This is a genomic window from Streptomyces sp. NPDC020884, assembly GCF_044333935.1.
Classification (GTDB): Bacteria; Actinomycetota; Actinomycetes; order Streptomycetales; family Streptomycetaceae; genus Streptomyces.
The window spans coordinates 67,340-90,271 of the sequence record NZ_JBIRRY010000017.1 but is presented as its reverse complement, the minus strand read 5'-3'; the positions used below and the strand labels follow the sequence as shown (position 1 = coordinate 90,271).

Below are 22,932 nucleotides of genomic sequence, written 5' to 3'. Positions count from 1 at the left end.
CAGTATTGAACTCCTGCTCATCCGCAGCACGCACTAAGCGACGTACGCCGGAGCAGGAAAGACGCGCGCAGAGACGTGGCTGGCGACCAAGTCGGGCGCCTTACACAGATGCGGGTGAGAGGTCGGGGGTGGGTGGGAAGCTGAGGGTCTCACTCGGCCGCGCTTCTACTACAAGAAGGGTGCATGCCCCTGACCTGCTGCGATGCGTGGCTAAGGGGCAGCGGTCGCACGGCTCAGTTGGAGCAGAAGCCGGTGCCTGGCAGGACGGCCGGTGGGTGCTCAGGTTGCTTCCGCTACCGGATCAACTGTTCTTCTTGCAGCCATACTTCGGGCATGAGTAAGAGAACACTGCGCTCCTGTCTGATGGCCCTGGGGGCGCTCGTAGGCGTGATCATCTTTGGGTTGTTGCTATGGAAGGGCCCGTGGTGGTTCGACGGGGCTCACCTTCGAGAGCGAGACCTGGAGCCGGCTGACGGAGTCGTGATCACTGGATTTCGTACCGCACTTGTCGCCGTCGGCGTTGCGGCCACAGCCGCCGTCGGCTTGATGTACACGCACCGTAATCACTTGACCTCACTCGCCTTGCTGGAGCACACCCGGCGGAAAGATCGTGATCAGACGAGACTGACCCTCGAAGGGCAGGTCACGGATCGTTACGTCGAGGCGATCAAGCTGCTGGCCGCGCAGGATCCGAAAGGCGGGCTGACAGAGCGGTTGGGTGGAATCTATGCGTTGCAGCGCGTGATGCGAGACTCGGAGAAGGATCACGACACGGTTGTCCAGGTCCTTGCCGCTTTCGTACGTCAGCACGCGCCGCTGTCGAGCGTTGATGAGGACATGGCCGCAGAAGACGTGCCGCCTATGAGGGACGATGTGCAGGCGGCGCTGACGGTTCTAGGACGACGCCCCATTCGCACAGAGCCGGAACCCATCGATCTCTCGTACACAGCGTTGCTGCGTTGCGACATGTCATTCGGCCGGTTCCGGTCGGTGAACTTCAGAGGGGCGGAGTTCTTCCGCGGGAACCTTGCTGACGCAGATCTGCGTGGGGCGCAGCTGGGCGGAGCGAATCTCCGCGGTGTGAACCTGGATCGCACGGATCTGCGGGGCGCTGACTTGAAGGACCGTAGTAACGAGGCGCAGTTGACGGTGGTGGGTCTGCTGCGCGCTGTGTTCGACGAGACGACCCTGCTGCCCCGGCAGGTCTCGCAGCATCGGCTTGTGCTGAAGAGATTGAGTGGGCAAGCACCTGATGGTCAGGAACCGGGAGTCGGAGGTGAAGGCGCGGTGACGGGCGAGTAATGCGCAGCGGTCCCCCACCGCCCTCCGCTGCGGGGCGGAGGGACGATGTCGTCGGACGGGACCAGGGTAGAAATCAGGAGACGGGGCGTACCTGGCGGCGGCGCTGAGCGTCGACAGGGGAGGCGCGGCGGGGGCGTCCGGCGCGGGCGTCGGCGCGGGCGTCGGCGCGGGCGTCGGGGAGGACGTCGGGGGCGTCCAATGCGTCTATGGCCAGCTGTGCCAACTCGCTGCGCGACCACATCGGCAGACTGCCCTTCCCCGCACTGCTGGAGGGGCCCGACTTCGGGATCCTCGCGTTCAACCGGCGTGCCGCACGCGCCTGCCCCTGGACCGCCCGGCCCGGCGCGAACGTCATGGTGGACCTCCTGCTGCCGGGTCCGGGCCGCGACCAGTGCGCGCAGTGGGAGGAGCACTGGGCCCCGCCCCTGCTCGCGCAGCTGCGCCAGGGCGCGCTGGCCAACAGCGCGCTGCGGGCGATCGTCGACCGCGTCTGCGAGGACCCACAGGTCCGGAACCTCTGGCACCGGACCGCGGACCTGCGCCGCCACGCCTACGGCACCACCCGGCCCATGCACCTCGACGGCTGGCGGCCACGGCCCGCCTGGGTCCGGATAGGCTCACAGAAAGAAATCCGGGCCAAAAAACCGGGTCGAATTCATGGTGTCGAAGGGTGGTTTGCCTCGCCGGGAACGACAGTTGGGGCCTCGCCGAACGGCGCTACCGGCCGTGGCGGGGTGCGGGAATCTTCGGGAGCAGCTCCCACAGCGGGCGCCCGCCGCTCGCCCACGTCGCGAGGACCCGCCGGTCGGCGAGGTGCATGTGCAGCTGCGTTGCGAGGGGCGCGCAGCGGGTGGAGAAGCGGCCGTTGGTGACGACGAGGACGACGTCGGCGCCGTAGAGCTGGCGGGCGGTACCGTTGACGCGCTGGAGGTCGGGGGTGCCGACGGCCGAGCCGCGGTCGCCGTCACGGCGGTGTTTTGCCTGGATGACCCAGGTGCGGCCGAGGGGGTCGGTGGCCAGGACGTCTGCGCCGTTGTCGCCGGCCCCGCCGATCTGGCGGGCGTCGGTGCACCCGTCGCGGAGCATGAGGTCGCGGACTGCGTATTCGAAGTCGCGGTGGTGCAGGGCGTCCAGCTCGGGGAGCCCGTAGCGCAGGGCCTGCTGGCGCGTACGTGCCCATGTCCGTTGCTGCTGGCGCCGGTGGGCCCAACCGGCCGTGACGATCGTGGCCAGCGCTGCGAGGGCGATCAGTGCCCACCAGTTCCTCACGAGCCAGGAGACCGCCGCCCACGCCGCGGCCAGGACCACCACGCTGAGCACCAGTACATGGAGGTCGGAGCGCCGACCTCGTCGACGGGACCAACGCCGAGGCCGGGGGCGGTGGGAGGTGCTGCGGCGCGGTGCGGACCGGCGGACGTTACGTCGGGACGCGGGCCGACGGCGAGGGTGGGGGCGGCGGGTGGCCATCGGGGCGGCTCCGGGAAAAAGGGGGTTCAGCGGGAGGAGTCGGTGATGCCGGAGGCGAGCTGGCTCAGGAAGTCGAGGATGCCTTCGCCGACCGGGGTCGGGGCGATGACGACGCCGAGGGCGAGCACGATGATCACGGTGAGCTTCTCGTCGTTCCGGCTCCGGGACTCGGTACGGCGACGCAGGCGCAGCAGGACGATGACGACGAGCAGCACGCCTACGTTGATGGTCAGCATGCTGTTCCGCCCCCGGATTACTCTCGGTCCTGTTCCGTCGTTCCTGTGTATCCGTATCGCGTACGCCGCGCCGCCAGGTCACCGGATGATGACTTGAAGTGACCGGCTGGCCGGATCTCGTAGTGAACCGCAGGTGAGAGGCCTTTCAAAGGGAAGATCGTCAGGGTCGCGTGTGCGCCGGTCTCCCGCTCCGGTCGGGGAACGGATGGGCTCGGAGGCGCAGTTCGGCGCTCAGAACGGTGCGGTTGCCGCCTCCTGGTTCTCTCGTGTCTTAGCTGTCGCTACGGTGGTCTTCAGAGCCGTATTCCATTCCTGTTTGATGTGGTCGCGATTCTGCTGGGGAGCGATTCGGCAGCGGGCGCAGAATCGGTCGCCGGGCATGGTCGTGCGGCCGCAGAGCCCTGTGCGGCCGGGGCAGGTGCCATCGTCGGTCTCGGTCAAAGGCAGCACGTGGGTCAGCCGGGTGTGCAGCTTCTGCAGCTGCCAGCTGTCGCACTGTGCGCCGTCGCGGGTTCGGCGGGTGCATGGGTGCTCGTCGAACCCTGGGCGCAGCGGCCATCCGAGGTGGTCGGTGCACCGGGTCTCGCCGACCACAGCCAGGGTGGGGCAGAGGCCGTCATCGGCCTCACAGCCCAGGTTGCGGTTGATGCCGCGCCGCGACTGCTCGTGCTTCTCCTGCATGTCCTCCCACCGGGCGGGGGCGGGCGTCGGCCCCTCCTCCCGCTCCTCCCCCGGCACCGCAGGGTCCGGAAGGACAGCCTGGTGCGGCACGGTCACGCCGCCCGCCGAGGACGGGACCGGGATCGCAACCCTGGCGGCCGATCGCAGGCGGTAGGAGATGACCGCGCCGACGCTCTTCTCCAGCGGGTCCGGCAGCGGGCGCATGATCAGTTCCCGCAGCAGCGACACCGGCCACCCGTCCGCCAGCAGCCCAGTCACCATCAGGCCCTGGTCCCGCAGTGTCCGGCCCTTCAGCAGCAGATCCGGTCGCTCCCTCGCGATGGCCTGCAGCAGCTCGACACCGGGCGAGCCATCGACCCGCACCGGACCACCAGCCAGGGCACCCCCGCCCTTACCGCCGGCTCCGACTCCGGCTCGGCGGCCGGGGTGGCGTCACCGGGGACGCCACCCCCCCTCCATGCCGTCCCCGGCCGGCACGGGCTCGCCCTTCTGGCCGCCGCCCCGTCCGTCCGTCCGTCCGCGCCGCAGGTACCTCGCGCACGCCATTGCCCGCAGGGACGGACAGGCCGACCGGCGCCCGATCCGTTCCAGGGTGACGTCCCACCCGTCCCGATGCCGCAGCAGCACGGTGAGCAGTGCCAACGCCATGAAGTCGAGCTGCACCGTGTCGTCGATCGTGACGTTCGCTACCGCCGCGAACGAGGTCGCGTGCCTGCGGCGGCTCGGACGGCGGGCGGCCGTTCGAACGAAAGGGCAGGTGCACTGCACCTGGGCCAGATCGTCATATCCGTCTCAAGGACGGGCGGGGTGCCGAACGTGACACGGAAACGAAACAACCTCTCTGCGGGGCAGAGACCGGAGGTGGGTGACCCGTCTCAACGCACGTTGAGCGCCGCCCGCTTCCGGTCGGCGCAGAGCCTGTTGAGGGAGTCGAGCCGTTACGCTGCCCCCGGGCCTCGTCCGTCTCCTGTGACCGCGTGTGCATCGGTCTGCGTCCTTCGACGCGCCGGCACGGGCGGCGTCAGCTTCTTCAGTGCCTTGGCTCTGGCGGCGGCCCCGGGAGCGGCATTCCGCTCGGGATCGGCCCGGTAGGCCCTGGTGAAGCGGTGCGCGGGGATGTCGGCGAAGACGGCGGTGGCGTCCACGTTGGGTGGCTACCGGGCACCGATTGCTCGTCTCCGGACGGGGTAGCGAAACAGTATGACCACTGACAGAACATCGCCCGCGACCGGCGGGTATGTACAGCCGGAGCTCGACGTCCGGGCGCTGACCGACGTGCTCGACGGGGCGTATGCGGAGGTCCGTGATCTGGTGCGGGCCAACCTGGTGACGCACGCCTCGGTGCTGGACGAGGCCGACGAGCTCGACATCGACGCGTACCGCGAGCGGGTACGAGCGCTCGTGGTCGAGATGGCGGCGACGGGCCAGACCGGTATGGGCTTTCCGAAGCAGTACGGCGGAGGCGGCGACGTCGGCGCCTCGATCGCCGCGTTCGAGACGCTCGCCTTCGGCGATCTGTCGGTGCTGGTGAAGGTCGGGGTGCAGTTCGGGCTCTTCGGCGGCGCGGTGCTGCACCTGGGCACCGAACGCCACCACGACGCGTATCTGCCCGATCTGGTCACCGGGGAGCTGATGGGCTGCTTCGCGATGACCGAGACGGGGCACGGTTCCAACGTCCAGGCGCTCGGCACCGTCGCGCGCTACGACGTCGACGCCCAGGAGTTCGTCATCACTACCGAGGGCGACCAGGCGCGCAAGGACTACATCGGCAACGCGGCCCGGCACGGCGAACTCGCGGTTGTCTTCGCCCAGCTGGAGGTGGGCGGGGAAGCCAAGGGCGTGCACGCCTTCGTCGTGCCGATCCGGATCGGCGGCGCGGCGGCGCCCGGTGTCCATATCGAGGACGACGGCCGCAAGATGGGCCTCAACGGCGTGGACAACGGGCGCATCCGGTTCGACGGCGTGCGGGTACCGCGCGAGGCGCTGCTCAACCGGTTCGCCGGCGTCACCCCGGACGGCGTCTACGAGAGCCCGATCGACAATCCCGACCGCCGCTTCTTCACCATGCTCGGCACCCTGGTGCAGGGCCGGGTCAGCGTCGGCGGCGCCGGGGTCAACGCCGCCAAGGTCGCCCTCGCGATCGCCGTGAAGTACGCCCTGCGTCGGCGGCAGTTCGCGGCCGGCGCGCAGGAGGAGGAGCAGCTTCTCCTCGACTACGGATTGCACCAGCGTCGTCTGCTGCCGCTCGTCGCGCGCACCTACGCGCTGCATTTCGCGCAGGACGTTGTGCGTACGCAGCTCCACGACGTCTTTTCCGACCTGGAGAGCGATCCGCAGGCCCGGCGCCGGCTGGAGTCCCGGGCCGCGGGGACCAAGGCGCTCGGCACCTGGCACGCCACCCGGGTGATCCAGGAGTGCCGCGAGGCGTGTGGCGGCGCGGGCTATCTCGGCGTCAACCGCTTCGCAGCGCTGAAGGCCGACAGCGACATCTTCACCACTTTCGAGGGCGACAACCACGTCCTGCTGCAGCTGGTCGCCAAGGGCCTGCTCACCGACTACGCGAGCGAGTTCGAGGACCTGGACCAGCTGGGGATGGTCCGCTACGTCACCAACCTCGCTGTCGAGACGGTCATCGAGAAGACGTCGGCCCATAAACTGCTCGAACGGGTACGGGACCTGCTGCCGGGTGGCGACGAGTGGGACCAGGAGGCCGGCTTGCTCGACTCGGAGTACCAGCTCGCCATGGTCCGCTACCGCGAGGAGCACATGCTTGCGGGGGTGGCCCGCAGGCTCAAGGCCGGCGTCGACCAGAAGCGCAATCCCGGAGCTGTCTTCTCCGAGGTGCAGGACCACGTCATCGCCGTCGCCCGCGCCCACACCGAGCGGCTGGTGCTGGAGGCGTTCGTCGAGAAGGTGCGTCCTCTGCCCGAGGGCGGCAACAAGGTCGCGCTGGGCTTGCTGTGCGACCTGTTCGCCCTGTCGTCGATCGAGTCCGACCGGGCGTGGTTCATGGAGCACGGCCGACTGACCGTTCAGCGCTCCAAGGCGATCACCCGCGAGGTGAACGACCTCTGCCGTAAGGTCCGCCCTCTGGCGGGCGGCCTCGTCGATGCCTGGGGGATTCCGGACGCCATGCTGCGGGCCCCGGAGCTGGTGGGCGGACCCTGAAATGGTCGGGGTTGGTGTGCTGCCGCCTTGTCCAGGTACCGCGGTAGGCGGCGAGGGCCTCGCGGTATCTCTCCGGTGCTTCTTGCCGTGCCGACACCGCGGGCAGTGCTGTGACAAGCCCGCGTATCCGGCACGACCACGGCCTTCGTGCTGATCTTCTGCCTCTGTGACGGAGCAAAGGATCGACGGGGGGCCACTTCCTCATCCGGTGAACGGCTTCTAGTGGAGGGTCAGCTGGGTGCGGCACAGGGTGTAGTGGGCCGCAGGTGCAGGGTGCGGGTGGTGGCGTCGGAGTGGACGGCGTCGACCTCCCCGGTGAGCTCCGGTGCGATGGCCGGCCACGGCGTCCGTGCCTTGGCCTTCTCGGTCTTCGGCGACTGGCTGTGCTTGATGGGGCTGCCCAGAACTGTCGCTCACCGGTCGTGTGACGACGCAGACCCGCTGGACCGCTACCTGCCGCCGCGGGTGGCCGCGACGGCCCGCCGGGTGGCCGAAGCTCTCGAAGTGCCGGAGACGGCGGCGACAACGTAACGGCGGCGGCGCTCCGGTGTTGGACAGCACGACTCCAAGAGTCGGGCCCGAGGACCAAGCAGCTCCCCTGGGCCCGTGGTGTGTCCGGCTCCGGTCACTCAGTCCTCTGCCCGGGGTGCCCGGGGTGCCCGCCCACCAGCACGAGCATGGCACCGGGCGACATCTCGATCTCTGCACAGCCGAACGGCACGGCCCCCAGAACGAGCGGGGTCCGGCGGGGATGTCCAGGCACGGGACACCGGGCATCGTCCCGCAGCAGGGTCGAGAACAGCGACCACACACATGGCTCCGAGAAGGGCTGTGATTCCCCATCGGCGGCCGTACGCGCGTCGCTGAGGAACGTCACCACCGAATCGTCCAGGTGTGCAAGCCCGTCGTCCGGCGCTATGTCCATGGCGACCAGGGCCAACGACCACGTGTCGCGCGACGGCAACCGGGGCAGCCACACACACGGAGAAATTCGGTCGCCGCACGAGCGCAGATTCGTCCGGTCTTTCCGTCAGCGGGAGTCGCGCAAAGCGGTTCCGACGTCACCACGGCTGGTGACGCCCAGTTTGGCAAGGACCTTGGCGACGTGGTGCTCGACGGTACGGGGGAGATGAAGAGCGCTTCCGCGATCTCTCGGTTGGCGGAGCCGCGCGTGATCAGACGGGCGACTTCGAGTTCGCGGGGTGAAAGGGCCTCGCCATAACTGCGGCGGCCACGACGGGACGGAGGCCGCTTGCCTCGCTTTCGCAGCATGCCCCAGCAGCGGGCGCTGTCGGACACGGCCCCCAGGCGCTGGTAAGCGTCCGCGGCCTCGGTGAGGTCTACCTCCGCGTCAGCGACTCCACGATCCAGATCAGTCAGTCCCCTCCGTTCGTTGGCCCGAGCCTGGTCATAGGGGCGGCCGAATCGGCCGCACGCTTCGGCGGCAACGACGAAGTGCCACGAGGCGACTTCCGGGGCCACACCCCTCAGCAAGGTTGTCCCGTAACCGCTACCGGCGGGCTGGCGGGCTGGCGGTACGGCCTACGACCGGACGCACCGCGCCAGCTGGCCGTACTTCATGCCGCTGGAGTAGAGCTGCCCCTCGTGGTTGCGCCCCATGAACTTGATGCCGTTGGTGCGCCGCTCCACAAAGGTCAACCGGAGGATCTGGGTGCCGCGCTCGGTCAAGAGCTCAAGGAGATCGTCGGGCTGGAGGTCTTCGGCAAGGACATCGATCGTCATGGTGGGGAGCGTACGACTTGATCGTGGTACGGACCGGTGAGGGATGACTTCAGTCGCCCAGGAAGACCGGTCGCCGGTGGGATGATCTTGGTGTGGTCGGTGTGATCACGGCGTCGGAGCCGTCCTGGATAGCCCCGTTCACCGGGCTGAGCCCGCGCGCCTTCGGGAAGCTGGTGACGGTTCTGCAGCGCGAGGGTGCAGACGCGGTCCGCAAGGGCCGGCCGTGGAATCTTCCGCTGGAGGACCGGGCCCTGCCGGTCGCGGCCTACTGGCGCAAGAACCTGACGATGCGGCAGCTCGCGCCACTGTTCGGGGTGTCCAAATCGGCGGCGGACCGGATCATCGGCCACCTCGGGCCGATGCTCGCGCTCCGACCCCGCAAGCGGTTCGCCAAGGACACCGTGTTCATCGTGGACGGCACCCTGGTTCCCACCCGAGACCACACCATCGCCGAGCGGTCGAAGAACTATCGGTACTCCACCAACCACCAGGTCGTCATCGACGCCGACACCCGCCTGGTCGTCGTGGTCGGCCGGCCGCTCGCCGGGAACCGCAACGGCTGCAAAGCATGGGAGGAGTCCGGCGCCAAGGCCGCCGTCGGCAAGACCCTCACGATCGCCGACGGCGGCTACCCGGGAACCGGACTCGTCATCCCGCACCGCCGCAAGCGCGGCCAGACCGAACTCCCAGCCTGGAAAGAGGAACACAACAAGTCCCACAAGCAGGTCCGTGCCCGCGCCGAGCACTTCTTCGCCCGCACGAAGAACTGGAAGATCCTCCGCCAATCACGGTCATGGCTTCGAATCCCCCGGATTCGATGGATGATCTTCCTGTCGACCACCTACCCGCCAAAATCATTTCCGTGCACAGAAGGAATCCCCCTACAGGCCGCCCGACTCGCTGTAGATGACCAAGGTCAGCTCCGGTTGTTCGGCCACGTGGAATGCGGTGTAGACGAAGTCGGCCGCTTCCCGTCCCGGGGGCCGTAGCCGTTTGCGTCCGCCGTGCTGGACTTGCACGTCATACTCCGGCCACCAGGCGCGCATGTGCGAGCTGCCCGCCTTGAGTTCGTCGATCAGCCGCGTGAATCGGATATTGCCTGGATGGCGTCCGGCCAGCGTCCGCAGTCGGGCGAGCAGGCCGCGCGCCTCCGCCTCCCAGTCGACAATGACATCCCGGGCCGCGGGTTCCAGGAACGTCCACCGGGCGAAGTTCGCGGGCTGATCAACTGTTGGGATGAGGTTCGGAAACAGATCGCCGGCCGCCCGGTTGCAGCTGAGCACATCGTAAGTACCGTCGATGATGTATGCAGGCTGGGGCTGGAGCAGGTGTGGGACGGCCGCCACCTCGGCAGCCAGCGGCTCGGCTTCTTCGGCGTGGGCCGCTGGTGCGTGACCGGCGAGCCGGAAGAGGTGCTCGCGTTCGTGACGGTCGAGCCGCAGCGTCGAGGCGATGGCGCCGAGCACCTGGTCCGAGGCGCGAATGTCCCGGCCCTGCTCAAGGTACGTGTACCAGGTAGCGCTGATCCCCGCGAGCAGCGCGAGTTCCTCCCGGCGCAGTCCAGGGGTGCGGCGTCGGCCGGTGTGCGGCAGGCCCACCTGCTCGGGAGTTATCCGCCCTCTGCGACTGCGCAGGAACGTCCCTAGCTCACGGCGCTGATCTTCTTCGTGCTCCACGGTGAATACCACTCTCAATTCTAGAATAAACAGGCTCTGGATACCAGGCTAAATCTATCGCAGACTGAAGACCGGACCCGGGACTGCAGCTACTCCTCCCGGAGCCGACGGGCACCTCGTGCAGCAAGAGCTACCGCAGTGGCCCGGAGCTTCTGAGCGACGACCAATCGAACCGTCGCCCACCACGGACCGAACGGCCTGGCCCGGCCAAAGCCTGCTTTGGCCGCCCACGGCCGGCGACAGACAAGGAAAGATCATGAGCAAGACCGCACTCATCACCGGCGCCACCTCCGGCATCGGCTACGCCATCGCCGAGGAACTGATCTCCCGCGACATACAGGTGATCATCACCGGCCGTGATCAGGGGCGTGTCGACGAGGCAGCCGCCAAGCTCGGCCCGCGGGCCTCGGGCGTCCGCGCCGACGTGGCCAGTTCCGCCGACATGGACGCCCTGTACAGCCACATCGCCGAGCACCACGGCCACCTCGACGCGGTATTCGCCAACGCAGCCAGCGGCTACCACTCGGTCCTGGGAGCGATCACGGAGGAGGAGTTCGACCTGACCTTCTCGGTGAACGTCAAGGGCGTCCTGCACACCGTGCAGAAGGCGCTGCCGCTGATGCGTCCCGGCGGCAGCATCACGATCATCGGGTCGACCGCGTCGATCCACCCGCCCTACGGAATGGGTTTGTACGGCGGAGCGAAGGCCGCCATCCGCAACTTCCTGCGCTCCTGGATCCAGGAGACCAAGGGGTCCGGCATCCGGATGAACGTACTCAGCCCTGGAGCGGTCGACACCGAGTCACTGCGGGGAGCCCTGACCAAGGCGTTCGGGGCCGATGGTGTCGCCGCGCAGCTGGAAGTCATGGGTGCCGGCAGCCCGATCGGCCGTATCTCCGCCCCGCGGGAGATCGCCACGGTCGCCGCTTTCCTCGCCAGCGACGACGCCAGTTTCGTCCACGGCGTCGAGCTGTTCGTCGACGGTGGCATGGCCCAGGTGTGACCTGCCCGCGCGGACGCCCGGCAGAGGCCCTGCTTGTGCGCTCTCGTCCAGAAACCGTGCAAGAGCGGCCGCGCCCCGGCGTGACGGCCTAAGGAAATACCAGAGCGATGATGGAGACAGAGAAGATGACAGACACGGACAAGACTCAGGCCCGCGGCAAGGTGATCGCCGTCACCGGCGCCAGCAGTGGCATAGGCAGGGCGACCGCGCTCGCCCTCGCGGAGCGCGGTGCGGCGGTCGTGCTCGGCGCTCGGCGCAGCGACCGCGTCGAGCAACTGGCCGCCGAGATTCGGCAGAACGGTGGCCGCGCTGTCGGCATCCCGACCGATGTAACGCGGCGCGAAGACCTCGTCCGCCTCGTCGACACGGCAGTCACCGAATTCGGCCGGCTCGACGCGTTGGTCAACAACGCCGGCATCGGGCCGGTCTCCTTGCTGGAGGAGCTGCGCGTAGACGAATGGGACGACATGATCGACGTCAATCTGCGCGGCGTCCTGTACGGCATCGCCGCCGCGCTTCCCGTCTTCCGCCGGCAGGAGGCCGGACACCTCATCACGGTGGCGTCGACCGCGGCGTACCGCACCGTCCCCGGACAAGCCGTGTACGCCGCGACGAAGACGGCCGTGCGCACGGTCTGCGAAGGACTGCGGCAGGAGGTCGGCGACCTGCGCGTCACCGTCGTCTCCCCAGGCTTCGTGCACACCGACTTCGTCAACGCCGTCGCCGACCCCGAGGCCCGCGCCGCACTGCTGGCCAGCCGCGACGCCATGGCACTGGACCCCGCAACCATCGCGGACGCCATCGCGTACGCCATCACCCAGCCGGACAAGGTCGACGTGAACGAAATCGTGGTACGGCCCACCGCACAGCGGTGACGGCCGCCCTCGCCGAGCTGCTGCGCATCGCGGCCATCGACATCTGCCCCTTCGCGGAGATCCCGCCGGTGGTCCGCGACACGACCCGCGCCGGACGCCTGCGCCACCCCTCCTGGCACCGGCTGCGCCCCGACCTCGCACCCGGCAACCTCACCTGAACCCGCGCGATACCGGCATCCGCCAACCCCCACATCGCGCGGCGGTCGCCCCGGGGAGCCTCGCTTGGTGGGAGCAGGCCGGTACCAGTGCTGTCGGCAAGAAGCCGCCCAAGGTTCTGGCTCCTCACGTGATCTCACCCACCGGCCCGCTCCGCACTCATCCAGGTCCGGTCGCTCCAGCACTCGTCTTCCGGACTGGAGTGGCTCGATGCCACGGCTCACCTCCGCTCGCGCGGAGAGCACGTTCGCCCGTGAGGGCAGCAGGGTGCTCTCCGCGCGAGCGGAGGTGAGCCGCTCGACTCCCCCATCGAGAAGACCTTCTGGCAGACATGCCGCAGATTGGGCCTTCAGGAGCTGCGCGGGTTGAAGCCGCAGCACCCTGTCTTCGGAGGCCGTTACCGGCTCGACTTCGCCTTGCCTGAACGGAAGATCGGCATTGAGCTCGACGGCTCCACCTGGCACTCCAGCCCCGAGGCCTTCACTCGGGACCGCGCCAGGCAACGGGAGCTCGAACTCGACGGGTGGCGGATCATCCGCTTCAGCGGCTCGGAGATCACCAAGGATGCCGCCGGGTGTGTGCGTCAAACGGCCGAGCTGGCGGCCCGCGTCGCACCTGCCTGAATTCACCCGCAGCCGGATCGGGTCACGTCCGCAGGGGTGGGAGCGGGTGCCGCACTGCGGAGACCCGGGCTGTGACGAGGTCACCCGCCGGCGGGACGAGACCGGCTCGGACGGGTTGCCCGACGACGACGTTGTGCCAGAGATGCCACCCAGTGATGCGGTTCTGAGCGTTAGATGAAGGTGCCGAGCAGGAGGAGAGGCCGTGACGATCCGAGCCATAGATCTGCCCGAAGTCCGCGCTGAACTGGCGTCGTTCTCCGAGTCTCCAGAGGGTGTCAGCTACTGGCAGGAGCACGCGACCATTCTCGACTACTACCGAGACAAGAGGCTTGACGCGGCGTACCTGGGGGCCGCCGTCCAGGACTCCCTGAGCGGTGCGCTGTTCGCTGTTCGCTGTAACAGGCGCCATGGGGGAGCTTGCCGCCGCTGCGGGGCAGTCTCTCGATCTGTTCGACATGGAACTCGAAGATCTTCCCGCGCCCGCTGGCGTGTTGATGTTCGAGGAGCCTCCGGCCCTGCTTCAGGGGGTGGACGCAGATGGGGCTCCCACAGTGGTCCATGGGGCTACCTGGACGGTGCGAGATGAGGGACAGGGACCCCTATGCCTGGATCACGGGCATCGCTGTCGCGTGCGATCACGGGGGTCTAACTCTTGGCGGCCCCGCCCTCATCCCTTTCTCCATGACCCAGTACCTGGAATCCGTTGGCCGGTCCGAGATGACGAGGGAGAAGAACCTCTTCGACTATCTCCTGACCACGGTCCGGGCGGCGTGGCTGCTCATTCGGCAACCTCTCGCCGAGAACACCGACGTTCTGCCAACCCGAGCGGTACGCAAACGTCTCCACCGAGTTGGTCACGAGCCGACCTCGGTTCGCCTCATTGAACTCCGTCGGCCCAGGTCAGCAGGTGGAGCAGGTGACGGTGGCCGCGACTATCACCACCAGTGGATCGTGCGGGGGCATTGGCGGCAGCAGTGGCACCCGAAGCGGCAAGTTCAGCGCCCTGTCTGGATTGCCCCTCACGTCAAAGGCCCAGAGGAGGCACCAATGATCGGCGGTGAGAAGGTCAACGTCCTAAAGCACTGAGATGGATCACACCGCGACGCCCCCGCTTGCCCGGCTCTCCGGGGTGGGGGCGTCGACATGGCGCCCGACGGCTATGCCCCTTGTTGCCCTGGTACGGAGGCGACGACGACGGACGGCGGGGCGGGGGCCGGTTGCGGCCCGGCGACCATGGCTTGCACGAGGGCGGAGAGGATTTCCCCGCGCTGTTCTTGGGTGAGGTCTCCGTCGGCGACGAGGCGTTCCGCGGCGAGGTAGCGGGAGAGTTCGAGGGGCTGGTCGAAGTAGGACCGGAGGTGGGTGGCGGCGGCTTCCTGGGAGCGGATGAACGTCTTGGCGACGTAGCCGGCGAGAGCTGCGGAGACGGCACCGAGGCCGCCGGCGACGATGGCAACTGCGGTGGTGCTGGCCCATAGGGCGATGCCGGCGAAGAGGACGAGCAGGACGAACCCGGCCACCATTGCCCGTTGCGCGTTCCCGAACGAGTATTCAACGCGGCACGCCACGGCAGACGCCGCACTCCTCTGCCCGACGGCAGCCCTCCCGTCGTATGGCTGGCCCTGACCCGACGCCCGCACAGCCTGCTCTGCGTCGTGCACGATCCCAGTCGGCGTAGGCCCCAGCTCACACCGCCCGCTCCCCTGGCCGAGGACCACCGCGGACTGCCCATCGTCGAGGCACTCAAGGGGTGAGGGTGGAAACCTCGGGGGCCACCGGCAAAGCCGTCTGGGCGCGGCTGGCGTTACCTCCCGCCCCGGCCTGCAGAGGGCTATGAGAAGCCCTGAGAAGCCCTGGACATCATCCTGTGGGTGGAGGGAGAAGCAGCCGCACTCAGTCGGTCAGGGCTTCTCGATGCGTGAACGGGCTTGCCGAGTACCCGTCTGAAGCAACCGACACTGGCTAGGAACCGGACGGAGCCGAGGCAGGGGCGGTAGGGCTGTAGAAGACCGAACGTCCCTGCTTGGAACGCTCCAGCAGCCCCTGGGCGACCGCCTGTTCCAAAACGTTGCGCACCACCGTCACCTGGACCATGCGCTCAGGGTGCGCCTCAGTGAGCGAGGCCGCTACTCCTGTCGCCGACCGGGGCTCGCTCTGTCCTCCCAGGTAAGCGGTGGTCAGCTCCAGCCACGTCGGCTCCCCCGCCTTCTTGGGCGACACAGTCTTCTCGGACGCCTTGCGCCCGGCGGCGGCAGCCGGCTTCCCTGCTGCTGTCTTACGGTTGGAGCCCCGCGCCGGGGGAACCGCGGCCCCCTTGCTGCCCTTGCGCTGCTTCGCTGCCTGCTTGGGCGAACCGCCAAGCACTTCCTGCATCTTCGTCAGGACCTGCTCACTCTCCTCCAGACGGACAAGCTCATCCTGCAACCGCGCCAGCTCGCTACGCACGCGCTCCTGCTCGCTGCGGCATGATCGCTGTGCAGCTGACCGTACAAATGAAGGGCGCCTCGGTCCATGAGAATGCCGGCCGGTAGGCGCCGAGTCGCTGGTGGACGGGGGCCTGGGCGGAGAGGCCTGCTGGACGGGCTGGCCCGGACCGTGGTGGACGGTGCGGTGGCCTACCGTTCGGGTGTCACCGCGGGCCGGCTGTGCCTGCGGGGGGCGGCGCGCCCAGGCGCAGTCGGGTGAGGACGGCCGGGCGGGCGATGCCGGGCATGATGAGGGCCCACATGGCGCTCACCTGCTGATGTAGACCGTCCCGCTCGGCCAGGGCGAGGGACAGCATCTGTACGCCGCTGTAGCAGCCGACGATCGTCCGGGCGGCTTCCACGGGCTCGACATGGTCCTGGAGCTCGTCGGCGTCCCGGGCTGTTTCGAGGACGGCGGTCACGGCCCCGAGCGGGCCCGCATAGCTTTCGGCGGTCTGGTACGGGCCGGGCTCGATACTGAGGCGCACGGCGGCTCGCAGGACCGGGTCCTCCAGGATGCTGGCGGTGTAGTGGTGACTGATATCGATCAGTGCCTGGAGCCAGAACTCGGGGACCGGGCCCGACGCCGCGCCCGCAGAGACTCGCTGGAAGAACGCGTGCTGGCGGGCCAGGATCGCGTCGCCGAGCTGTTCCTTGGACTCGAAATGGTGGTAGAAGCCACCGCGCGAGACGCCGGCGAGGCTCTGGATCTCCGGGGTCGTCGCGCCAGCATATCCGGCCCGGTCGATCACAATTCCGGCGGCCTCGACGATCCGCTCAACGGTCGGCACCCCGTGATTCTGCATCGTCGTCACGCCTCCCTGGCCCGCGTCCGATGCTACCCGGGCCTAGGGCAGCACGCTCTTTGTGCGGGGCCGCGTGTCAGCCATCGGTGCGCTCCAGGAAACCGGTGGCCCACCGCTCCCCCGCGTGTAGGCCCCGGAACAGTGCCCGCACGTATGTCCCGCCGCGGCCTCACAGGCTCAGCCGTGATGGGGGCGAGCGGGTCCAGCAGGTGCAGGCCGCGACTGCAGTCCTCGTCCCCAGTACGGCCGTGGGGGCCGCGGGAAGCGACTGGTCGCTGGAATCGGTGAGCTTGCCATTTTTGGTCCGGCGTCGAATGCGGCTCGGACTTGGTCGGAGTTTTCGCAGGTCAGGAGGTGAAGCGACCTCCGTCTGATCCTGAGATCCGTCACAGAGTGGATCAGCGCGAAGGCCGTGGGCGTGAGTTTCGTGCATCAGGGCGTCCTGCCTGCGGGATGCCTTCGCGGGACTGTCGCACGTCCGGTCGGAACTGGACGCGTGTCTGGCAGCGCGGGACTACGCGCTGCTGTGCTCCGATGGGTCGGTGCGGGCGCTGGTTAATCTCGCTCTCGCTTTTGAACACCGCCGTGGGCACGGGGCCCTGTACGGCGCAATCGACCAGGGCCGGATGACCGTCGCCCGGCTGGATCAGCCCTGGCACAAGCGGTGTGGCCCAGACCGTGCCTTGGAGCGTGCCGCTGTGCTGGGTGGGCCGTCCGGGAAAGTCGCGGGCACCCATCCAGATCGTGAGTGCGCGGGCGATCCGGGCGATGCTGGGCTCGATGGCGACGTCGTGTTCGCGCCGGGTGGTGTCGCGGCAGATGACCTCGCAGCCACCTTCGTCCAGGACCTCGACGGAGGTACACCAGGCCGGGTCGTCCTCGTCGGGCCAGATCCTCGCGGCGCCTACCCCTTCAGGCCGCGACAGAACTCTGGCGGAGGGGCCATCGCCCATCAGGTGACCGGGCCCCTCCGCCGGGACCAGAGCGATCGGCGGTTGGCCAGTCGAGTCGCCCGGCGCAAGACGGCTTCCGCATGGGAGTGGGCCCCGGCAATGCTCGGCCGTTCGGGCCGTCGTCGGCAGTACGTGCAATCAGAGTCGCTGCAGGCGCCTTCACGCCATTCGTCGCACGCCACGCACAACGCTGCGTCATACCGTTCGCAGTAGTCCTGCCTGGTGCCGCAGCGCAGGCAAGATCCGGACTCCGGCCGGACGGCGGAGGGGGGCCTACGGGGCATCTCCCCGTTCGAGGTTCAGCATCTCCGCATCCACCATGGCTGAGAAGCATCGGCATAGGAATCCACGATGGTGCGGGACAGGTAGAGCTCGTCAAGCGGATGCACCAGCCGCCGGAGCTCCCGCGACGCACCTGTCGGCAGCCCGCACAGGGCCTGCTCCAGGGCTTTTCGTGGATGAGCGTCAGAGGGACAGCACGCTTCGACTCCGCAGCCACGGGTCTCTGGTTCTGCCAGCCTTCGAGCCGGCCCGTGAACGGTGCTGACCCACCGAGCCATCGAGTCGGCGATGGCCCCCGGCCACAGATATGCATCCTCGAACGCGGCAATCTCCCTCTGTGCACGCGCCGAGACTCGAGAGACGACCTTCCTGCCGTGCTCCGGGCGGATCCTGCGCGACAGTTTGGCGCGCACCTGGCCTGGCCGTCTACGCGCCATAGGCCTTTCGTTGGTTCGTCATGGACGACATCCTCCCAGAGTGAAGTCATTCCGATCAAGACGGCCACTGCTGTCCGGTCTGGCTGCTGTCTGAGGGGCAGGCCTCCTGTCTTCTCGTGGTCTCACGTGGATTACTTGTACGCACTCCTAGGCCGTTTCCTGTGGATCATGACGCGAGTGAGTCGAAGAGACCCACCGCCCGTCTCAGGCTCGTTCTCGACCGAGGCGCTGTGGAATGATCGGCAGATGTTGGGGGCCAGCAGTGAGGATGGACGACCGCTTCGGCGTGAAGCCGAGCAAGTTGTCAACGAGGTCGCCCAGGAGCTCCGCACGTTGGACGAGGGAACGTCCTGGTTCTCCGCCCTTTCCGCAGCAGGACGGCAGGCTGTACTGCAGGAAGTCGCCGGCTACGCAATGCAGGCCCACATCACGCCGGCAGACGGGCGTGAAGGTGTTGCCCGGTCCGGCGTGAAGCCCACGGCCAGCCCTTCGGTGATGATTTGCATGGACCCGCCTCGCTACGGGTTCGCAAGCCTCCCGGCCGATGAACACGTCAATGCGTTCCGTGTCCTCGTTCGGCGTTTGCCGTCGCCGACACCCACCGCAGGCAGACGTACTGCAAAGGCACTTGCGGACACACTTGGCACAACTTGCCTCCCCGGTGAGACGCCGTGGCGGCGCACGTCGACCCGAATGCGGATCCCCTGGTCGTTGCCGCTAGATCATCCGATCGTTTGTTGATGTGTGTCGTTGACTGACGCCCAGCGGGCCCCGCCACCGCCCACCGCGCCTCGGCAACCGGTCCGGTAGCAACGGCTCGATCCTCGCCCCCGGCAGGTGCTTGATGCGATCGCGTTCAAGTACCGCACCAGCACTGTGATCCACAGGAAACGGCCTAGTCGCAACACACCGCTCTCCCGGAGATCCTGGAGCGCTTCGTACCACTTCACCGGCACCGTCCGGATCTCCGTGTGCCGGGCGTGTCAGCGATGTCCTCCCAGGAGAAGCGTCGTCAGGCGACGGATCGTGTCGCCCGGGGCCACGGCGGTCTCGGGCGCACGCGTCAGCAGTAGGTGATGCACGGTGCCGACGAGTGCGAGGGAGATGGTGGCCGCATCAGCGCCCTCCGCGACCCGGCCTCCTCGTCGCTCTGCCTCCACGTACGCGGTGACCGATTCCTGCATGGCCGTGAACCCCGGCGCGCCGGCCTCCAGTGCCCGCCTGGTGTGCAGTGAGGCTCCGGGGCGGGTCATGGCCAGGCCGACGACCGCGGGATCCAGGGAGTTCAGCAGGGCGAGCGCCACCTCGGCGAGGTTCCCCTCGACGCTGCCCTGCCCGACCTTCGAGGCCAGCTCCCCGGCTTCGTGCGCGCTGCGCGCGAAGCGGTCCAGGACCAGCTCGGCGACGAACTCGTCGATGCCGGAGAAGTGTGTGTGCAGCACCCCCTTGGCGCACTCCGCTTCGGTCGTTACGGCCCGGCTGGTCAGGGCGGCCGCGCCGTCGCGGGCTACGACCCGTTCGGCGGCCGCGAACAGTCGTTCGCGTAGGTCGGGGATGGCCACTCCGCGCGGTGACATGGACCTCTTTCCGGTAGTCGCTTGCCGGTATGGGCACATGCCCATACTGTTTGGGCATATGCCCATACTAGCTCGGAGGATCTCGATGGAACACGTGGCCAACACCGACCAGGCGCATGCCTGGAACGGCTACGAGGGAACGCAGTGGGCCCGCAATCAGAACCGCTGGGACGCTGTCAACGACGCCTTCAACGGGCCTCTGCTGGACGCCGCTGCCGTCGAAGGGCGCGATCACGTACTGGACGTCGGTTGCGGAGCCGGGAGCAGCACGCGCCTGGCCGCCCGCCGGGCCGCCGACGGGCGGGCCATCGGCCTGGACCTGTCCGCTCCGATGCTGGAGCGCGCCCGCGCAAGCACCCGTAGCGAAGGGCTGTCCAACGCCTCCTTCACGCAGGGCGACGCCCAGAGCCATCCCTTCGCGCCAGACACCTTCGACGTGGCCATCAGCCGCTACGGCCTGATGTTCTTTGCCGACCCGGTGGCCGCCTTCACCAACATCGCGGGCGCGCTGCGCCCCGGCGGGCGGCTTGCCTTCGTCTGCCCGGCGGAAGCCGACGGCAACGACTGGCTCCAGGCCCTCGTTGCGCTGCGCGGCATCCTGCCTGTCGGAGAGTTCGGCGCCCCGGGGTCGTCCCCCGGGATGTTCTCGCTCGCCGACCCGGAGCGCACCATGGGGATCCTGTCGGACGCCGGGTTCGAGGCCTCCGAGGCGGTACGTGTCCACGCGGACGGGGTCTGGGGACGCGACGCCGAGGACGCGGCCGACTTCCTGTTGGGATCCGGCCCCGGCCGGCACCTCCTCGATCAAGTCGGGGCCGAGGAGCAGCGTCTGGCCCGCCGAACCCTCGCCGACGCGCTTCGCCCCCACGAGCGGGCGGACGCTGTACTGCTGCGGAGTTCCTCATGGCTGGTCACCGCCCGCCTGCCGGAGCGCTGACGCCTGCGCAGCCTCTGGACGGCTACCGACCATTTGGAGTGCCTCCGTGACAGCCCCGATGCGTCGAGCTGGTCGACACACCCGGCCGTCGTCACGTCACCGGGGTCCTGGAGGAGGGCGATCCTGTCCTGGCCGCCCTCACATCTGCCTCGGACATCGACGGCGGACCGTCCGACGAGGACGAACCCCGCCCCGGCGGCGAAGCCGTCACCACCGTCGTCGCCAGCGCGATCGTCCACTGAGCGGTCATGGAGCTGGAAGCCGTACGCCGGCTACGCACCATCGCGAACGCCGCCTTCGCCGGCAACGTTGGCGCAGGGCCCAGCCGACGACCCGCATGGGCGGTCGTCGGGCCTTCAGTCGTCGCCCATGACCAGGCCTTCAATGGTGTGCTTCTGAGTGATGGGCGTGAGTCGGTCGACGACCGGGCAGTTCAGGTGGCGACGCACCCGCTCGGGAAGCGTCGCCCTGAACGCCCTCGTGACCGCGGTGTCATGGCGGTCGGCATTGTTCGCTCCGGGGCCGTCGAGGCCGAGCACCAGGACGGGCCGAGCTTTGGCGGACTCGTTCTTCGTGCCCCGGTGGATGGTCAGCGCGGTGCGGGCGGAGATGTCGCCGCGTTGCGGGTACTTGCGGACCGCGTGCTGTTCGTAGTGTCCATAGCGCTCGCGGGGCGGGAACATTCCGTGCCGGAAGTCCGGCTCGTCGTCCCACTGGGATCCCGGGGCGATCTCGAACGGGCCCATGTCCTCGGCGGTATCGACCGCGGTGACGTTGAAGGCCAGGGAGGTGAGGCGGCGTTCGGTCCGCGTCTCGTGCGGCATGGGGAAGTCACGGTGCCACGGCTGGTTCACCGCGCCTTCGAGCGGCACGTCGAAGCCGAGCTCGACGATCCGGTAGTCGGGGCCGAGGACTGCGGTGGCCACCGAGCGGACCCAGGGGTGGTCGACGAGGTCGACGAACCCCCGCAGCTGTTCCGGGTGGATCTCCACGTAGTAGCGGTGGGGGCCCCGTCCCACCGCACCGTCCGGCCGGGAGCGCGCCTCCTCGAAAGCGGTGTCGATGTCCTCGCGGAGCTGGTCGGCCCAGGACGCGGCGAAGGCCCCCTTCCGTGCGGTGATGCCGTCCGTGTAGAGGTTCGCGACGTCCTGCGTCACGTCGACGTCGAGGCCCGCGGCGCAGACACCCGGAAAAGTGGACATGGTCATCCTCAGCTCCTTGCAAGTGGTTCTGTCATGCCCAGATTGCATCGAAGCATGCAACGTTGCAATACCCTGGGAGCAGCTGTTCCTCGACGGGGCACGCATGACAGGATGGCGACGTGAGCAGTCGTCTCAAGGATGTGGCCGCGCGGGCCGGCGTCTCCGTCCGCACCGTGTCGAACGTGGTCAGCGGATCCGCCCCCGTGGCGGCGGAGACCCGACGGCGCGTCCAGCTCGCGATCGACGAGCTCGGCTACCGCCCCAACCTCACCGCCCGCAGCCTGCGTGCCGGGCGCACCGGCATCATCGGTCTGGCCATCCCCGAACTTCACTCGCCGTACTTCGGGGAACTCGCCGGACTCCTGGTGGAGGAAGCCCAGCGACGCTCCTGGACCGTCATCATCGACCAGACCCGGGGTGACGCCGACGCCGAACGCCGCCTCCTCACCCCGAGCGGCGGACGCGTGGTCGACGGACTCATCATCAGCCCCTGGGCGCTGGACCCGGCAGAGCTGACCGCGACGGAACCCACCGTCCCCCTCGTCGTGCTCGGCGAACGCAGCCCCCGTCGCACGGCGGACCACGTGGCCGTCGACAATGTCGCCGCCGCCGACGAAGCCACCAGCCACCTGATCGCCCTCGGCCGACAGCGCATCGCCGCCATCGGGCTCCAACCCCATCTGCGCAACGACACCGCCCGACTGCGCACCAAGGGCTACCATCGCGCGCTGGACCGTGCGGGACTCCCCCATTCCTCGGTCTCCCAGCAGCCGGTCGTCGCGCTGCACCGGGCGGACGGCGCCCGAGCCATGACCGCGTTGCTCGACGGGCCGGTTCCTCCCGACGCCGTGTTCGCCTTCAGTGACGAACTCGCCCTGGGAGCCCTCCACGTAGCCCATGAACGCAACCTGCGCGTGCCCGAGGACATCGCGATCATCGGATTCGACGACATCGAGGACGGCGCCTACAGCCACCCTCCGCTGACGACCATCGCCCCCGACAAACGTCAGATCGCGGAACGGTCCCTGCAGTGCCTGGCGGACCGGATCTACAGCCCAGGCAACACCGTCCCCCCGTACGACCTCGTCGTGCCCCACCGTCTCATCAGGCGCGGTACCGCCTGAGGCGACACCAATCCTCCGCCCTCCGACCGGTATCGGGTCCGGTCCGTCAGCACGCCTTGTCCGGGGCCCCGTTCCCGTACCGCGAGCGGGGGTTCGGCTCCGGCTCCTGACCGCGCAGGACCACCGCTACGAACGCGCCCCGGCCTTCTCCCTGTCCTGGTCGGCATCGCGGCCCCACGCAACCGCTTCAGCCGGATACCTGAACAGGGTCGTGTTCTG

General features: G+C 68.5%; 20 protein-coding genes and 3 pseudogenes. 11 read left to right on the top strand and 12 right to left on the bottom strand.

Annotation, left to right across the window (positions count from 1 at the left end):
* Positions 1-333 precede the first annotated feature (333 nt).
* Positions 334-1,302 carry a pentapeptide repeat-containing protein gene (locus ACH4UK_RS36545; protein ID WP_398363492.1) on the top strand — a complete coding sequence of 323 codons (969 nt, stop codon included), beginning with the start codon at positions 334-336 and terminating at the stop codon, positions 1,300-1,302.
* 73 nt (positions 1,303-1,375) lie between these two features.
* On the opposite strand, the gene ACH4UK_RS36540 is transcribed toward ACH4UK_RS36545, so the two are convergent.
* Positions 1,376-1,657, bottom strand: coding sequence for a hypothetical protein (locus ACH4UK_RS36540; protein ID WP_398363507.1), 282 nt, complete (start codon positions 1,655-1,657; stop codon positions 1,376-1,378).
* On the opposite strand from ACH4UK_RS36540, the pseudogene ACH4UK_RS36535 reads away from it, so the two are divergent.
* Positions 1,542-1,808, top strand: a pseudogene (locus ACH4UK_RS36535) (hypothetical protein); the annotation flags it as partial. The gene ACH4UK_RS36540 and the pseudogene ACH4UK_RS36535 sit on opposite strands and share 116 nt — an antisense overlap.
* Before the next feature lie 211 nt (positions 1,809-2,019).
* Here the strand turns inward: ACH4UK_RS36535 and ACH4UK_RS36530 are convergent.
* The 3 genes from ACH4UK_RS36530 to ACH4UK_RS36520 form a co-directional block, all read right to left on the bottom strand.
* A complete protein-coding gene (locus ACH4UK_RS36530; protein ID WP_398363490.1) occupies positions 2,020-2,622 on the bottom strand; it encodes a restriction endonuclease in 603 nt (200 codons plus the stop codon).
* Between the two features lie 173 nt (positions 2,623-2,795).
* Positions 2,796-3,005 carry a hypothetical protein gene (locus ACH4UK_RS36525; RefSeq protein WP_398363488.1) on the bottom strand — a complete coding sequence of 70 codons (210 nt, stop codon included), beginning with the start codon at positions 3,003-3,005 and terminating at the stop codon, positions 2,796-2,798.
* A gap of 231 nt (positions 3,006-3,236) precedes the next feature.
* Positions 3,237-4,049 (bottom strand): hypothetical protein, encoded by an 813-nt coding sequence (locus ACH4UK_RS36520; RefSeq protein WP_398363487.1) that lies wholly within the window; start codon positions 4,047-4,049, stop codon positions 3,237-3,239.
* An 837-nt stretch (positions 4,050-4,886) separates the two neighbouring features.
* On the opposite strand from ACH4UK_RS36520, the gene ACH4UK_RS36515 reads away from it, so the two are divergent.
* Positions 4,887-6,854 (top strand): acyl-CoA dehydrogenase family protein, encoded by a 1,968-nt coding sequence (locus tag ACH4UK_RS36515; RefSeq protein WP_398363485.1) that lies wholly within the window; start codon positions 4,887-4,889, stop codon positions 6,852-6,854.
* A gap of 915 nt (positions 6,855-7,769) precedes the next feature.
* Here ACH4UK_RS36515 and ACH4UK_RS36510 read toward each other — a convergent pair.
* Together ACH4UK_RS36510 and ACH4UK_RS36505 are read right to left on the bottom strand one after the other, a co-directional pair.
* The gene (locus tag ACH4UK_RS36510) at positions 7,770-8,126 is read right to left on the bottom strand and encodes a response regulator transcription factor (protein WP_398363505.1); all 357 of its coding nucleotides are present in this window, start codon (positions 8,124-8,126) and stop codon (positions 7,770-7,772) included.
* Between the two features lie 270 nt (positions 8,127-8,396).
* Entirely contained in the window at positions 8,397-8,597 is a 201-nt protein-coding gene (locus ACH4UK_RS36505; RefSeq protein WP_398363483.1) for a hypothetical protein, read from the bottom strand.
* 92 nt (positions 8,598-8,689) lie between these two features.
* Here ACH4UK_RS36505 and ACH4UK_RS36500 point away from each other — a divergent pair.
* Positions 8,690-9,388: pseudogene (locus ACH4UK_RS36500) on the top strand (transposase); the annotation flags it as partial.
* Positions 9,389-9,478: 90 nt separating this feature from the next.
* On the opposite strand, the gene ACH4UK_RS36495 reads toward ACH4UK_RS36500, so the two are convergent.
* On the bottom strand, positions 9,479-10,285 hold the full coding sequence (locus ACH4UK_RS36495; RefSeq protein WP_398363481.1) for a helix-turn-helix transcriptional regulator: 807 nt from the start codon (positions 10,283-10,285) through the stop codon (positions 9,479-9,481).
* A 244-nt stretch (positions 10,286-10,529) separates the two neighbouring features.
* Between ACH4UK_RS36495 and ACH4UK_RS36490 the strand changes: the two genes are divergently transcribed.
* The 4 genes from ACH4UK_RS36490 (at position 10,530) to ACH4UK_RS36475 (ending at position 12,930) form a co-directional block, all read left to right on the top strand.
* On the top strand, positions 10,530-11,276 hold the full coding sequence (locus ACH4UK_RS36490; protein WP_398363480.1) for an SDR family NAD(P)-dependent oxidoreductase: 747 nt from the start codon (positions 10,530-10,532) through the stop codon (positions 11,274-11,276).
* Positions 11,277-11,401: 125 nt separating this feature from the next.
* Entirely contained in the window at positions 11,402-12,151 is a 750-nt protein-coding gene (locus ACH4UK_RS36485) for an SDR family oxidoreductase (protein ID WP_398363478.1), read from the top strand.
* Positions 12,148-12,309, top strand: coding sequence for a hypothetical protein (locus ACH4UK_RS36480; protein WP_398363476.1), 162 nt, complete (start codon positions 12,148-12,150; stop codon positions 12,307-12,309). Before ACH4UK_RS36485 ends, ACH4UK_RS36480 begins: the two co-directional genes overlap by 4 nt.
* Positions 12,310-12,615: 306 nt before the next feature.
* Positions 12,616-12,930 (top strand): endonuclease domain-containing protein, encoded by a 315-nt coding sequence (locus ACH4UK_RS36475; RefSeq protein WP_398363504.1) that lies wholly within the window; start codon positions 12,616-12,618, stop codon positions 12,928-12,930.
* Positions 12,931-14,087: 1,157 nt separating this feature from the next.
* Here ACH4UK_RS36475 and ACH4UK_RS36470 read toward each other — a convergent pair.
* From ACH4UK_RS36470 to ACH4UK_RS36460, 3 genes are all read right to left on the bottom strand, one after another.
* Entirely contained in the window at positions 14,088-14,498 is a 411-nt protein-coding gene (locus ACH4UK_RS36470; protein ID WP_398363475.1) for a hypothetical protein, read from the bottom strand.
* Positions 14,499-14,892: 394 nt separating this feature from the next.
* The gene (locus ACH4UK_RS36465; protein ID WP_398363474.1) at positions 14,893-15,375 is read right to left on the bottom strand and encodes a hypothetical protein; all 483 of its coding nucleotides are present in this window, start codon (positions 15,373-15,375) and stop codon (positions 14,893-14,895) included.
* Between the two features lie 184 nt (positions 15,376-15,559).
* Positions 15,560-16,201 (bottom strand): TetR family transcriptional regulator, encoded by a 642-nt coding sequence (locus ACH4UK_RS36460; RefSeq protein ID WP_398363502.1) that lies wholly within the window; start codon positions 16,199-16,201, stop codon positions 15,560-15,562.
* Between the two features lie 1,033 nt (positions 16,202-17,234).
* On the opposite strand from ACH4UK_RS36460, the pseudogene ACH4UK_RS36455 reads away from it, so the two are divergent.
* A pseudogene (locus ACH4UK_RS36455) lies at positions 17,235-18,538 on the top strand (DUF5958 family protein).
* 318 nt (positions 18,539-18,856) lie between these two features.
* On the opposite strand, the gene ACH4UK_RS36450 reads toward ACH4UK_RS36455, so the two are convergent.
* Entirely contained in the window at positions 18,857-19,450 is a 594-nt protein-coding gene (locus ACH4UK_RS36450) for a TetR family transcriptional regulator (RefSeq protein WP_398363473.1), read from the bottom strand.
* 85 nt (positions 19,451-19,535) lie between these two features.
* Here ACH4UK_RS36450 and ACH4UK_RS36445 point away from each other — a divergent pair, with 85 nt between their 5' ends.
* Positions 19,536-20,387 carry a class I SAM-dependent methyltransferase gene (locus ACH4UK_RS36445; RefSeq protein WP_398363472.1) on the top strand — a complete coding sequence of 284 codons (852 nt, stop codon included), beginning with the start codon at positions 19,536-19,538 and terminating at the stop codon, positions 20,385-20,387.
* A gap of 356 nt (positions 20,388-20,743) precedes the next feature.
* On the opposite strand, the gene ACH4UK_RS36440 is transcribed toward ACH4UK_RS36445, so the two are convergent.
* Positions 20,744-21,595 carry a phytanoyl-CoA dioxygenase family protein gene (locus ACH4UK_RS36440; protein ID WP_398363471.1) on the bottom strand — a complete coding sequence of 284 codons (852 nt, stop codon included), beginning with the start codon at positions 21,593-21,595 and terminating at the stop codon, positions 20,744-20,746.
* A 113-nt stretch (positions 21,596-21,708) separates the two neighbouring features.
* Between ACH4UK_RS36440 and ACH4UK_RS36435 the strand changes: the two genes are divergently transcribed.
* Positions 21,709-22,713 carry a LacI family DNA-binding transcriptional regulator gene (locus ACH4UK_RS36435; protein WP_398363469.1) on the top strand — a complete coding sequence of 335 codons (1,005 nt, stop codon included), beginning with the start codon at positions 21,709-21,711 and terminating at the stop codon, positions 22,711-22,713.
* Positions 22,714-22,932: the final 219 nt, after the last annotated feature.

What these genes read in the sequence shown, in the direction of transcription:
- ACH4UK_RS36450 (WP_398363473.1), bottom strand. Translation starts at nt 19,450, where the DNA reads ATGTCACCGCGCGGAGTGGCCATCCCCGACCTACGCGAACGACTGTTC.
- ACH4UK_RS36540 (WP_398363507.1), bottom strand. Translation starts at nt 1,657, where the DNA reads ATGACGTTCGCGCCGGGCCGGGCGGTCCAGGGGCAGGCGCGTGCGGCA.
- ACH4UK_RS36490 (WP_398363480.1), top strand. Translation starts at nt 10,530, where the DNA reads ATGAGCAAGACCGCACTCATCACCGGCGCCACCTCCGGCATCGGCTAC.
- ACH4UK_RS36545 (WP_398363492.1), top strand. Translation starts at nt 334, where the DNA reads ATGAGTAAGAGAACACTGCGCTCCTGTCTGATGGCCCTGGGGGCGCTC.
- ACH4UK_RS36445 (WP_398363472.1), top strand. Translation starts at nt 19,536, where the DNA reads ATGGAACACGTGGCCAACACCGACCAGGCGCATGCCTGGAACGGCTAC.
- ACH4UK_RS36515 (WP_398363485.1), top strand. Translation starts at nt 4,887, where the DNA reads ATGACCACTGACAGAACATCGCCCGCGACCGGCGGGTATGTACAGCCG.
- ACH4UK_RS36505 (WP_398363483.1), bottom strand. Translation starts at nt 8,597, where the DNA reads ATGACGATCGATGTCCTTGCCGAAGACCTCCAGCCCGACGATCTCCTT.
- ACH4UK_RS36510 (WP_398363505.1), bottom strand. Translation starts at nt 8,126, where the DNA reads ATGCTGCGAAAGCGAGGCAAGCGGCCTCCGTCCCGTCGTGGCCGCCGC.
- ACH4UK_RS36485 (WP_398363478.1), top strand. Translation starts at nt 11,402, where the DNA reads ATGACAGACACGGACAAGACTCAGGCCCGCGGCAAGGTGATCGCCGTC.
- ACH4UK_RS36440 (WP_398363471.1), bottom strand. Translation starts at nt 21,595, where the DNA reads ATGACCATGTCCACTTTTCCGGGTGTCTGCGCCGCGGGCCTCGACGTC.
- ACH4UK_RS36525 (WP_398363488.1), bottom strand. Translation starts at nt 3,005, where the DNA reads ATGCTGACCATCAACGTAGGCGTGCTGCTCGTCGTCATCGTCCTGCTG.
- ACH4UK_RS36460 (WP_398363502.1), bottom strand. Translation starts at nt 16,201, where the DNA reads ATGCAGAATCACGGGGTGCCGACCGTTGAGCGGATCGTCGAGGCCGCC.